9 protein-coding genes, 1 tRNA gene and 1 pseudogene are annotated in these 12,077 nt (G+C 62.1%); 8 read left to right on the top strand and 3 right to left on the bottom strand.

Going from position 1 to position 12,077, the window contains the following annotated elements; all coding sequences use genetic code 11:
• Window positions 1-205: 205 nt before the first annotated feature.
• Window positions 206-279, bottom strand: a tRNA-Ile gene (locus J4E00_RS17415).
• Between the two features lie 98 nt (window positions 280-377).
• On the opposite strand from J4E00_RS17415, the gene J4E00_RS17410 reads away from it, so the two are divergent.
• The 4 genes from J4E00_RS17410 (at window position 378) to J4E00_RS17395 (ending at window position 3,970) form a co-directional block, all read left to right on the top strand.
• On the top strand, window positions 378-1,037 hold the full coding sequence (locus J4E00_RS17410) for an HAD family hydrolase (RefSeq protein WP_208176465.1): 660 nt from the start codon (window positions 378-380) through the stop codon (window positions 1,035-1,037).
• A complete protein-coding gene (locus J4E00_RS17405; protein ID WP_317196641.1) occupies window positions 1,000-2,265 on the top strand; it encodes a site-2 protease family protein in 1,266 nt (421 codons plus the stop codon). The genes J4E00_RS17410 and J4E00_RS17405 overlap by 38 nt, the downstream gene beginning before the upstream one ends.
• A gap of 288 nt (window positions 2,266-2,553) precedes the next feature.
• Window positions 2,554-3,192, top strand: coding sequence for a hypothetical protein (locus J4E00_RS17400; protein WP_208176464.1), 639 nt, complete (start codon window positions 2,554-2,556; stop codon window positions 3,190-3,192).
• A gap of 52 nt (window positions 3,193-3,244) precedes the next feature.
• Window positions 3,245-3,970 (top strand): TIGR04283 family arsenosugar biosynthesis glycosyltransferase, encoded by a 726-nt coding sequence (locus J4E00_RS17395; RefSeq protein ID WP_208176463.1) that lies wholly within the window; start codon window positions 3,245-3,247, stop codon window positions 3,968-3,970.
• Between the two features lie 141 nt (window positions 3,971-4,111).
• Here J4E00_RS17395 and J4E00_RS17390 read toward each other — a convergent pair whose 3' ends face one another.
• Together J4E00_RS17390 and J4E00_RS30295 are read right to left on the bottom strand one after the other, a co-directional pair.
• On the bottom strand, window positions 4,112-8,113 hold the full coding sequence (locus tag J4E00_RS17390) for a M4 family metallopeptidase (protein WP_410779761.1): 4,002 nt from the start codon (window positions 8,111-8,113) through the stop codon (window positions 4,112-4,114).
• Between the two features lie 342 nt (window positions 8,114-8,455).
• Window positions 8,456-8,758, bottom strand: a pseudogene (locus J4E00_RS30295) (hypothetical protein); the annotation flags it as partial.
• A 260-nt stretch (window positions 8,759-9,018) separates the two neighbouring features.
• On the opposite strand from J4E00_RS30295, the gene J4E00_RS17385 reads away from it, so the two are divergent.
• The 4 genes from J4E00_RS17385 to J4E00_RS17370 all read left to right on the top strand — a co-directional run bounded on the left by J4E00_RS17385 (window position 9,019) and on the right by J4E00_RS17370 (window position 12,063).
• Window positions 9,019-9,399, top strand: a complete 381-nt coding sequence (locus tag J4E00_RS17385; RefSeq protein ID WP_208176461.1) for a hypothetical protein — start codon at window positions 9,019-9,021, stop codon at window positions 9,397-9,399.
• A 245-nt stretch (window positions 9,400-9,644) separates the two neighbouring features.
• Window positions 9,645-10,427 carry an MbnP family protein gene (locus J4E00_RS17380; RefSeq protein WP_208176460.1) on the top strand — a complete coding sequence of 261 codons (783 nt, stop codon included), beginning with the start codon at window positions 9,645-9,647 and terminating at the stop codon, window positions 10,425-10,427.
• Between the two features lie 47 nt (window positions 10,428-10,474).
• On the top strand, window positions 10,475-11,488 hold the full coding sequence (locus tag J4E00_RS17375; protein ID WP_208176459.1) for a hypothetical protein: 1,014 nt from the start codon (window positions 10,475-10,477) through the stop codon (window positions 11,486-11,488).
• Between the two features lie 194 nt (window positions 11,489-11,682).
• Entirely contained in the window at window positions 11,683-12,063 is a 381-nt protein-coding gene (locus J4E00_RS17370) for a hypothetical protein (protein ID WP_208176458.1), read from the top strand.
• Window positions 12,064-12,077 lie beyond the last annotated feature (14 nt).

Below are 12,077 nucleotides of genomic sequence, written 5' to 3'. Positions count from 1 at the left end.
TAAGCTTATACTTGACCAGTACATGACAACATAGGCAATACCCAACGCCTATAACTCTGGCCATGCAAAAGCCAGCGCAACCGCTAGTACTGCGAAATATGCCGCTAAACTGGATTAAAATTCATGTTTTGTCTCATCATATCGCCTGCAAAACCGGGTGCAATAATTAAAAAAGCCTCTCTACGTGCTGTAGAGAGGCTTTTTGTGGGCCCACTTGGAATCGAACCAAGGACCTGCTGATTATGAGTCAGCTGCTCTAACCGATTGAGCTATAGGCCCGGTGCTGGAGGTAGTCATCTTTCACCTCAACCTTGCCGTTTCCGGCGCTCCAACGGAGCAAAAGTACGACCTTCGCGGACGGAAAACCAAGTCAGCCCATGCTTCCCAACCTACTATTTGATTTTGGCGGTGTCATCATCGACATCGACTACGCAGCTACGCCCGCCGCCATGCGCCGCCTAAGCCGGAGCGGCAGCACCGTGGAATACACGCAGGCCCAACAGGCTGAGCTGTTTGACCGGCTCGAAACCGGCCACCTCTCCCCAGCCGAATTCCGGGCCGGCCTGCGCGCTGCTTACGACCTCGACGCCACCGATGCCGAACTGGATGCTGCCTGGCATGCCATGCTGCTCGACGTACCCGCCGAACGCCTTGCCCTCATCGGCGAGCTGCGGGCGCAGGGCCACCAAACAGCTCTCCTCTCCAACACGAACTCCCTGCACATTGGCGAGATTAACCAGCGGCTGGCTCGGCAATACGGCTTCAAAAACGGCATTGCTGACGTACTGGACCGCGTTTTTTACTCACAGGAAGTCGGCCTGCGCAAGCCGGGTGAAGAAATATTCCGGCACGCGCTGGACGAAATGGGCTGGCGCGCTGTTGATACCCTGTTCATTGAGGACAGCCCGCAGCACATTGCCACGGCTCGCCGCCTGGGGCTGCAGGTGCTGCACCTGGCCCCACCTCTCACCCTCGTCACCGCCCTGCCCGAAGCCCTCCGTGCCTTTCCCCGAGAATACGCCCCCGCCCGCTCCTGACCCTGATTTTACTGGCTTACCGACCCACGCGGCGGGCCCGCCGCCACTGGCCAAAGCACCAGCCGAGCTGGCGCGGGCCCGGCGGCTGTTTCGGCGGTTCGAGCGGCCGGCGCCCTCGCCGGGCCGCACGGCAGCGCTGCACATCGGGCTGTTTCTGATTACGCTCGTGACCACTACGCTGGCGGGCATTCAACTCACGCGGGGTGCCGTCGACTTTCTGCCGATTGAGGTATTCTCGTTGCGCGGGGCAGCGCTGTGGGCGGCATTGCGGCCCGGGCTGTGGTTTGCGTTGCCGTTTCTGGGGGTGCTCACAGTGCATGAGTTTGGGCATTATTTCACGGCGCGCTACAACCGGGTGCGGGCGTCGTTGCCTTATTATATCCCGTTTCCGATGGGGCTGGGCACGTTTGGGGCCGTCATCCGGATTCGGGAGCGGATTTTTTCGCGACGTGAGTTTTTCGATATCGGCCTGGCTGGGCCACTGGCAGGCTTTCTGGTGGCAGTGCCCTTGCTGATTTACGGCTTCACGCACTTGCCACCGCTGGATTATCTGTTTGCCATTCACCCGGAATATGCCCGCTTTGGAGCTAACTACGCGCAGTATGTGTACCCACCAAACACCTCCGCGCTGACCCTGGCCCGGCCGCTGCTCTACCAGTGGCTCGAACGTGCCTTTGCCAACCCGGTCCTCCTGCCCCACCCCAACGAGCTACTACACTACCCCGTGCTGCTGGCTGGCGAGCTTAGCTTATTCTTTACGGCGCTCAACCTGCTGCCCATGGGCCAGCTCGACGGCGGCCATATTCTGTATGGCTTGCTAGGGCCGGGCCGATTCAACCGAATGGTGCCGGTGCTGTTCGTAGGCTTCATTTTCTACGCGGGGCTGGGACTGTTTTCACTGCACGATGACTGGCAGACCTGGGCCTACGGGGGACCGGTATACGCCGGTTACCTAGCCCTGATATTCTGGCGGGTACTGCCCCGGCCCCAGCACGGCCTACTGCTGGCGGCGGGCATCTGGGCGGCGCAGCTGGGGTGCACGGTGCTGTGGCCCGGCATCATCGGCAACCCCGGGTGGCTAGTGTTTGGGCTGCTGCTGGGACGCTTCACGGGCATCTATCACCCGCCCGCACCTGATGAGCGCGAGTTGAGCCGGGGCCGCCAGCTGCTGGGCTGGGTGATGGTGGTTATTTTTGTGCTTTGCTTCACGCCGAGCCCGTTTAGCTGATGGTTTAGTGGCTGTCATTCAGAGGGCATCATGCCGGGCATAGCCGCGGCATCTTGCGGGCCGCTACTAATTCATCCGTCAGTCATCCTAAGCAGCGTGTAGGACCTTACCAATAAAGGATAGTTTGTAGTAATTCAATTGACCCATCGACGATAAGCCCTTGCGTAAGCTCACAATGACAATCAGACGGCACGCACGCAAGATGCCGCAGCTACGCACGGCGTGACGTTCTTTTTTCAATCCATTGCCTCCCCTTCCCCCTTTCTACCCTTCTCATCCATTTTCTGAATGATTTTCACCCAAAAACAGCTTTTCCAGGGCAGCACAGTTATTGCGCTGCGTGCCGAAAGCCTTTACGTCTGCAAGCGCAATCCTCAGGGTGTTGCCACTCTCGAAACCGAAGTGCCTTACGAAGAGATTCTTCCGGTTAAGTCCGGTGAGCATCGTCATATCCCCACCAGTCAACTGTTGTTCACGGGCCTGCTGTTGGCGCTTTTGGGCTACGGGCCGTGGCGGGAGTGGCTGGCCACGGGCACGGCCTCGGCGGCCTTCTACGGCTGGTGGGCGGTGTTGGTACTTAACCTGCTAGCCAGCTGGTTGCGCTTCGAGCAGCAGTGGTGCACGTTCCGGCTGCAAACGGCTCACATGGTCGTCACGCTGGCCGGGCGCCCCTGGCAGCGCAAGCAGTTTCGCACACTGGTAGCGGAGCTGGAGCGCCGCACCAAAACCTACCTGCGCGGCGAGTACGGGCAGGTCAACCCCCTGGGCTTCATCGAGCCGCAGCTGCGCCGGGTGGCTTGGCTGCGCGACCTGGAGGTGCTAACTGCCCCCGAAGCCCGGGCCCTGAGCACGCGCCTGACCGGCCGCTGGGGTGCCGACACGCTCAAAAGTATGGGCCAGGAGTTGGAATCACCGTACCTGAACTAGCCAGCTCCGGCCGCTGAATTGTTAGCCGTATATGGTTCAGCCCCTTGTTTCGATGCTTCCTGCCCAAACGGCTACACCAGTCAGCATTATCATTCCGACCTACAACGAAGCGGTAGAAATTGAAGCGCTGCTGCACCACCTCCGCCGGGCCGGCACGGCTACTGATATGGCCGTAGAAATCATTGTAGCCGACGGCCAGAGCACCGACGCTACAGCGGCACTAGCGCGGCAGGCCGGAGCGCGTGTTATCGTCTGCCCCCGCAAAGGCCGGGCGCTTCAGCTCAATTACGGCGCCAAGCGGGCAACGGGTAGTATCCTGTATTTTCTGCACGCCGATACGCTGCCGCCCGTGGGCTTTCTCGACGATATCCGGCGGGCCGTGGCGGCGGGTTATGGCTGTGGCTGCTACCGGCTGGCCTTCGATGAGCCGCATTGGTTTTTGCGAGCCAATGCTTGGTTTACGCGCTTCAATTTCGACGCGGTGCGGTTTGGCGACCAGAGCCTGTTTGTAGATAGAACTGTATTTGAACAGGCCGGGGGTTTCCGCGAAGACCTGTTACTAATGGAAGACCAGGAAATCATCGTCCGCCTGAAACAGCACACCCGGCTGCGGGTGCTGCCAGGGCCCATCGTCACTTCAGCCCGCAAGTACCGGGCAAATGGCGTGTTTCGGCTCCAGGGCACTTTTGCGCTACTAGCGCTGCTGTATTATCTGCGCGTGCCACAACCGGTGCTGCTGCGGCTCTACTGTCGGCTTATCCGGCAGGACAAGATGTGAAGGGAGTATCTGCTGGTTGTTGTTGTCGTGTCGAGCGCCGCCCACTGGCTACACTGATGGCTACCATTAGGCAGGGAATTCAACGAAAAAGCCCCGACCAGACGGCCGGGGCTTTCGCGCATTTAACATTCCACCAGCTGTTTACTCTCTTGTGACGCGTAGGGTTTGGATTTCGCCATCGAGCACCACGCGTACTACGTACACGCCAGCGGCCAAACGGCCGGCTTCGGGCAGGGCCACGGCGCTGAGGCCCGTAGGCACAGCAAGTGCGCGCTGCACCAAGAGGCGGCCGGTGAGGTCATACACCGCGACCGAGGCGGCGGGCTGGGGCCGGGTAGCTTGCAGGGAAAGCGAGAAGCCATTGGCCCCAAACGGTACCGGCAGGGCCTGCACAGCAAAGCTGCCAGCGGCCGGATTACGCACGGGCAGGATGGCAGTGGGCGTGCTCAGCGTCCAGGTACCCGAGATGCTGGAGGCGCCTTCTACGTAGTTCAGGCTGGTGTTTTGGGCAGTGCGGACAATGGGCGTCCAAGGGCCCGAGAGGCTGCCACGGTAGAGCTGCAAATCAGCTTCGGCCAGGCCATTGAGTTCGGCGTCGCGGTAGCCTACGCGCACGGTTCCACCCACCACAACGGTTGGAATAAAGCCAACCTCATAGTAGCGCCGGATGCTGGTGCGGGCCGGAGCCTGGCCAATGGCCTGGTCGGTTTTGCGGTTTACCGTTACCTGGACAGCACTGGAAGCCTGGCTGATGCTCAGGCCCAGCCCGCCAAAATCCTGGTTGCCGCTCGTGGCCACCATACCAGTCGCCCGCACCAGCCCCGACACATAAGCATCGGCTGTTTCGTTGATGGTTGCGCCCTGCGTCAGGACCAGCGTGGCAGCCTGCGTTTTCAGGATGCCGCGCTGGGCTACCAAGGCCGTGCCCACGGTCAGGCTCTGGGCCAGGCGGGCAGTGTCGGCTGCAGCGGGCAGGTTCACCAGCAGGCGGGGCACGTTGATGGCGGTAGTGATGGGCGCGTTGAGGGTTACGGCTGCACCACGCAGGCTCAGCGTGCCGTTGGTACCGGCGATGGTGGCACCGTTTTCCAGGGTTAGGCTGCCGTATACTTCCAGCGTGCCGCCGTTGAGGGCCAGCGCAGTACCGGCGCGCACGGTCAGGTTGCGCACTTGTACCAAGCCAGCGCTAAGCACAGGCTGACCAGCGGCCGTGCCAAGCACTTCGGCATCGGTGGTTGGGGTGGGCAGGCAGGTCCAGTTGGCGGCCAGGGCGAGGTCGGTGCTCTGGCGCAGGCGCCACTGTGGGCCGGGAGCCACGCGCACGTTCACGGTATCGCGGAAGGTGCAGTTACCCGCCGTGGTGGTCCCAATGTAGCGATAGTGGCCGGGTGTGGTGGGCACAGCCGCCAGGACGTTGCTGCCCGTAGCCGTAATGCCGTTGGGGCCGCTCCAGGTCACGTTGTTATCGCGCGTCACGATGCTCCAGGCCGTGACTGGCCCCACGTCCGTCGGGCCGCCATCCACCACAAACAAGTTCCAGGTGCCCGCCTGAGGGGCGTTGCGTAGCTTGGCAAAGCCGGTGGGCTCATCTGCTTTCCAAACGCCGGTGAACGGGGCCGTACCGGAATTCAAGGCACGGGCTCCGACCGAATCCACGAATAGCGTGTTCTGGTAATTCTGGCCGGCTCCGCCGTTCATGTTGCTGAGCAACACGCGGGTGCCATCGGGCGCTTCCACATACAGCTTCAGGTCGCCGGTGTAGGTATGGGTAATGCTCACGCGGATGCCGCGCAGGTCGAAAAAGCTTTCGTTCGAGCCCGTTACGACCAATGGAATGCGCACCCCGGCGGGGTTGTTGTCGGGAATCTGCACGCTGCCCGTGAACTGGTACGGGCCACTCAGCTGGTTCTCAAATAGGCGGCTACGCAGGCGGGCGGTGCTCCCGGCGCAGGCCACGGAATCGGTCCCGGTGGGCGCGGCAGCCGTGGGGCGGTAGGCCATAACGGTCACGGTTTGCTGGGCAGCACAGTTTGAAACCGGCGTGGTGGTACGCACGGTGTAACGCAGGCGGCCGGCGGTGGTAGGCGTGGTGTTTATGCGCTTGCCGGTGCGGGCAAAGCTGGCCGGGCCGCTCCACTGGTAAGTCTGGCTGGCCACACTGTCGTCGGCGGTCACGCGCAGGTTCACGGCACCAAAGGCCTGGCCGCGGCCGGCGCACAGCTCCGTTTGCAGGGCGGCGGCCGTGAGCACGGGTTGGCTCACAGTGACGGTCAGGTCCTTAACACTGGTGCAGCCAAAGAAAGGGTCCGACGCCAGCACGGTGTATTTATAGGTAGCCGTGCCACCGTTGGCCGGTCCGGCCGGGCTAGTGGTGGCCACCAGGGCCGCTACCTCCACGCCCGGGCCTACCCAACGCACGGAAGGCACATCGGCGGCCAAACGGTTGAAAAGCAGTTCCACCTGCTCCACGGTGCCGGTGCTGCCGGCCTGGCCATCCCGGGCTTCCAGGTTGATGCCCAGCACCGTGCCACTCACCAACATACCGGCGAAAGGCGCCGCCGCCTGGTAAGTGCCCGTGAGGCTGCTGCCGGCGGTGGCCGGCAGGGCATTGGGCGTGGTATCGGTAAAGGTGAGGTCGTAGGTAGCCGGGCCACTCGAGGTGGGCAGCGCCGTGGCCAGGTTCTGGTATACCGTGCCGCTGGCCGTGCGAATAGCCAGCCGCAAGGCCACCTGGCCGGGCTGGGCGTGCGTGAGGCGAACCCGCACCCCGCGCAGGTCGGCGTAGCTGCGGTAGGTGTTTTCGAGACCGTGCTGCAAGGTGGTACCGTTCGTGAGCGTGGTGCTGTACAGGGGCACGGCGGTGTAGGCCGTGGCGCCATCGGGCAGGGCCACCGAGGTGGTGTTGCGCATGCGGCGGGTGGCCGGGAAGGTGGCCGTAGCCGTCAGGGTCAGGACGTCGCCGGCGCACAGGGCCGTGCCCGAAGCCGTAGCCGCGAGCACGGGCGCATCATCGGTGGGGCACTGGGCCTGGGTGGTGGCGGGTGCGGTGCTGTCGGTGCCCAGGCCCACGGCGTACCAGGCATCGGTCACGGCCACTACTTCGGCCGAGTTGGCTCCGTACAAGTCCGTGGCAGCCTGAATGGTGAACACCCGCGCCGAACGGTAGTCGGAGTTGGCCGTGAGGTAGAGGCGCTCGGCCCGATAGGCAATGCGGGCCGCTTTGGTGATGCCAATTCCGGTCACATTGTAGGTTTGCTGCTGCTCGTTTACGCCGGCTTTGCCTACGCTCAGAATGTAGTACCAGTGGTTGAGCACGCCCGAGTTGGTGTGCACGCCGCCATTATCAGCCGTGCCGAAAGCCCAGCGCTGGCCCCGGTAGTTGGCCGGGCAGGGCGAGAGCACGCCAGTACTCAGCGGGTTGCTCATCGAGCGCAGACCACCCGAATTGATAGTGATGTCCTCGCCCACAATCCAGGTTTGCTTGGTGGGGTCTACGTAGTTTTCGATGGTAGCACCCCAGATGTCAGAAAAGCCTTCATTCAAAGCTCCCGACTCGTTCAGGTACACCAGGCCGGCCGTGGCCTGGCACACGCCGTGGCCGGTTTCGTGGGCGCACACGTCCAGCGCCGTGAGGGGCCGGAACAGGGTGGCACCGTCACCGTAGCGCATGGCCGTGCCGTTCCAGTTGGCATTGTCGTAGTTGTTGCTAAAGTGTACGTAGTTAATTAGTTTGCTACCCAGGCCGTCCCAGGAGTCGCGGCCGTGTACAGTCATCCAGTAGTCATACACCTGCGTCGACCCAAAATGCGCGTCGAGGGCGGCGTTGTCTTTGGCGGTGTTATCGAATTCGGCCACCGTCCAGTTGTTGTCGACGTCGGTGAAATCAGTGCCGGCCGTCAGGTTGGTGCCGTTGCGCAGGTTGTAGGTTTCGATGCCAGCGGCGCGGGTGTAGTCGCGCAGGCGGTAGCTGCCACCCGACAGGTCGGTAGCTACCTGCCGCGTGCCCATGTAGCGCGTGGCAAACGTACCCGTGGCCGGCGTGGCCACGCGGCGGACGCCCGCCGGCTTCACCGCCGGTTTGGCGTGGGCCGCACCCGCCGCTACCAGCCCCTTGGCGTGCTTAATGATGGCATCCTGCAACACCACCGCGCCTGTGTGAGCATCCACGTATACCCAGGCCCGGCTCTCGGGCTGCTGGGCGTAGATGTTGAATTTCCAGGCCAGCACCAGCGGGCGCTGGGTAGCGGCAGTGTTTCGGTAGTCCTCCACAATCACCAGCTCGCCGCTGGGGCGGTAGGTGGCGGCGGGGTTGTTCTGCTCGCGCTTCAGGCCGGCCTCTTCGGCAGCATCGTCCCACATGTAGCGGCGGGCACCCACGGCGGCCAGGCCGGCGCGCAGCGCCGTCGCGGCACTCAGCGAGGGCTTGGTGCTCAGGCTGGTTGGCACAGGCTTGAACTCTCCGCTCAGCACGCCGGCATCGCGGTGCACGGTGTACTGGCCGTGCTCCACTTTCACCCCGTTGTAGTACTGCTGAAACCGCTCGTGGCGCTGGCCCAGGTCGTCGGTTTCGGTGCGCAGGGCGCGGAGGTCGTCGGCGGGGCGCAGGCCCAGCTCCTGGCGCAGCAGCTGGCGGCTGTCGAGAGGCAACGCGCGCTGGGCAACAGCGGTTTTGGCGGGCAGCCGCCGGAGCTGCGGCGCGCCATCAGTGGGCAGGCTTTGGGCAGAAACCGTGACGGCAGCCAGCAGCGGCAGCGCGCTCAGCAGCCCGGCGCGTAGGGGTTGAATCATGCGAGGAGTGAATGTGAGATGAAAAGCAGTTCCTAAAGATACAGGTCTGCTGGCAACATTATTTTTGTGTGAAAACCGGCTGGCTTTCTGGCCCCGATTCTGCCTTTCCCGGGTGGTAGTCAGTTAGCTGGTTGGTTTCTTCCAACCTTTCTCGCACCGTCAGGCAACCGCCCGGCCCGCCGCTCCGATTTAGCAGAAACCGAATTCGTGATGTAACTTTTGGCTGTCGACGTACTTTTGCCGCTGTAACCCCTTCGCTTGTGACGCGCTTTCTGGCTTATTTCCTCACCGCCCTGCTGCTGCTCCAAACCCTGGGGCAGGAGGTGCTGGTGGTGGACTACCAGCTGCACAAAGCCCAAATCACGGCCCGCTACTGCGTCAACAAAGCCCGGCCGCAGCTGCACTGCAACGGCAAGTGCCACCTGGTCCAGCAGCTGCGCAAAGCCGACGGCGGCGACAAAAAAGCCCCCGCCCTGGCCCTGGCCAAGGTCAAATACGACGTGCTACCCACCCCGGCCCTCGTGCTGGCTGCGCCCCAGCGCTGGCCCTTGCCCACGCCGCGCTTCGCCAGCCGCTTGGTGGCTAGCTGCCCGGCGGGCAACGGCCCGAGCGTGTTTCGCCCGCCCCTTCTATCCGTCTGATTTTTGGGCCCACTGCCTCCCGCGCTGCCGGAGGCCCGCCCCTTGCCGATGCGGCCGTGCTCACGGCCGCCCGGCGCGCAGTGCGCTTAGCCTGAGTACTCAGTCATAAACACGCAGCAGGTAGCCAGACAGCTTATTGCCATTCAATAAGTTGCTGCCTCACTCCTTGCTGCCTACAGCTGAATACTTGCTTGTGCGCTGCTATCTAAATCAGTATGTGATACTTCCCTCTTGACTTTCCTCCGATGAAACAGTTTTCAATCGCTGCTTTTGCCTATTCCCTCGCCTTTGCCGCGCTCACCCTCACGGGGTGCAAAAAGGACGAGCCCGCAGCCGCCACCACCGGCGAGTTTACCCTGCACATGGCCAATGTGGTGGGTACTGCCCCGCTCGCACTGGATGTTGCCACCTACCAGAACGCCAACGGCGACAACTTCACCGTCAGCACGTTCAAATACTACATTTCCAACGTAATACTACGCAAGTCGGATAATTCAACCTACGCTGTACCCAATAGCTATTTCCTGGTCGACCAGTCCAAAGCCGACTCGCAGGACCTGCTCATGAAAGACGTGCCGGTGGGCGACTACACTGGCATCACCTTCACGGTGGGCGTCGACAGCGCCCGCACCAAAGCCGGCAATTTCACCGGTGTGCTCAACGCCAACAATGGCATGTACTGGGACATGAACGGCCCCGAGTTCATCAATGTGAAGCTGGAAGGCCGCTCGCAGCAGGCGCCCTCCACCGGCCTTATCTTTCACATTGCCGGCTACAAGCATTCCACCACCAACACCATTCGCACCGTCACGCTGCCGTTTCCGTCGAGCAGCCTGCTCATTCGCACCGACCACTCGCCCGAGATTCACACCAATGTGGACGTGCTGAAAATGTTCACCGGCGCAAACGGGACGAATATCATACGCTTTGCCGACATCTACAACACGATGGGCGGCCCCAACTCGGTGAAGGTGGCCGATAACATTGCCGCCGGCATGTTCACCGTCGAACACATTCACGCCAACTAGGCCCTTTGGCGGCGGCAATCTGCCGCCGCCTAATCCCGGTTTTTGCGATGAAAACGCTCTTCTTGTTCCTGACGGGGGCTTTGCTCCTGCTGGCACCGGCTCCGGGCCGGGCCTGTGATATCTGTGGCTGTTTCATGGGCATCACGCCCTACGACAACCAAAGCGGCATCAGCCTGATGCACCGCTACCGCATCTTCAACGGCTACCACGCGCTGGGCCAGACGCCGCAGTTCTTTCCGAGCGGGGCCCGGCCATTTTTTCCCTCGCCCCTCAACGGCGACGCGGGCTACGCGCACGACCACAAAGGCGACCCCACCGATTTTGAAGCCTTCCGGGTAATCGAGCTGCGGGCCAAGTACTTTCTTTCGCGGCGCGTAGAGCTGAACGCCTTCGTGCCCTACGTGATGAACACCTCGCAGATAAACGGCCGGCAGCTCAATGCCGCCGGCGTGGGCGACGTGACCATTTTTGCCGGCTACCACCTCATCCGGGCCATCGAAACGGCCGGCGTGCAAAGCCGGCTCATCGTGGGCGGCGGGGTGAAGTTGCCCACTGGCGAGTACACCCGCCAGAACGCCCGGGGCCAGCGGTATGCGCTGCTCAACCAGGTGGGCACCGGCACCACCGACGGCTTCCTCTATGCCAATTACATCGGCAGCTTCCACAGCTTTGGGCTGAGCGTGAACAGCAGCTACCGCCGCGCTTCGGAAAATACGTTCCGCAATAGTCTGGCCCCCAGCACGGCTACCTACGCCAGCTTATTTTACCGCGTGCCGCTGGGCGAAAACTGGCAGATTTACCCGTCGGCGCAGTTTTTCTACGAGAAAACCAAAGGTGAAATGCTGGAAGGCCAGCTCACCGGCGAGCACGCCATGAACAATGCGCTGCTGGGCCCGGGCCTGGACTTTTACTACAAGAACGTGTCGCTCAACACCAGCTTCCAACTGCCCATCTACACGGCCGAAACGGACCACCCGGCCAGCGCCGGCCGCTTCGTAGTTTCGGTAGGCTACAGCTTCAAGCAGACCAAATACCTGCTTCACGGCAAGAACGGCGGCTAATTTTGCGTAGCGCCGGAGCCACTGCCCCGGCGGTCTGGCCAATTGCAAAGCCCTATCATGCCTCAAGGAATGGCTACTGACGTACCTAGTGTACGGAGTTGACCTGTCCGCCATTTAGTAGAATGTATATTATATTCATTATGAATAATTTTATTATACATTCGCAATTGTAACTCTTTCCATTCCCTTCGCTTGTGACGCGCTTTCTGGCTTATTTCCTCACCGCCCTGCTGCTGCTCCAAACCCTGGGGCAGGAGGTGCTGGTGGTGGACTACCAGCTGCACAAAGCCCAAATCACGGCCCGCTACTGCGTCAACAAAGCCCGGCCGCAGCTGCACTGCAACGGCAAGTGCCACCTGGTCCAGCAGCTGCGCAAAGCCGACGGCGGCGACAAAAAAGCCCCCGCCGAAGCCCTGACTAAGGTGAAGTACGACGTGCTGCCCACCCCGGCTCTCGTGCTGCCCATGCCCTGGCGCGGGCGGCCGCAGGCGGAAGTATTTCCCACCTTGGTGGGGGCGCGGTGTATGGCAGGCACTGTTTTGAGCGTGTTTCGCCCTCCCCTCCCGCTGGTTTGATTGCATTGGTTCGA

Source organism: Hymenobacter negativus (assembly GCF_017571495.1).
In the GTDB taxonomy this organism is placed as follows: domain Bacteria; phylum Bacteroidota; class Bacteroidia; order Cytophagales; family Hymenobacteraceae; genus Hymenobacter; species Hymenobacter negativus.
This window is presented reverse-complemented; position numbering and strand designations above follow the sequence as displayed.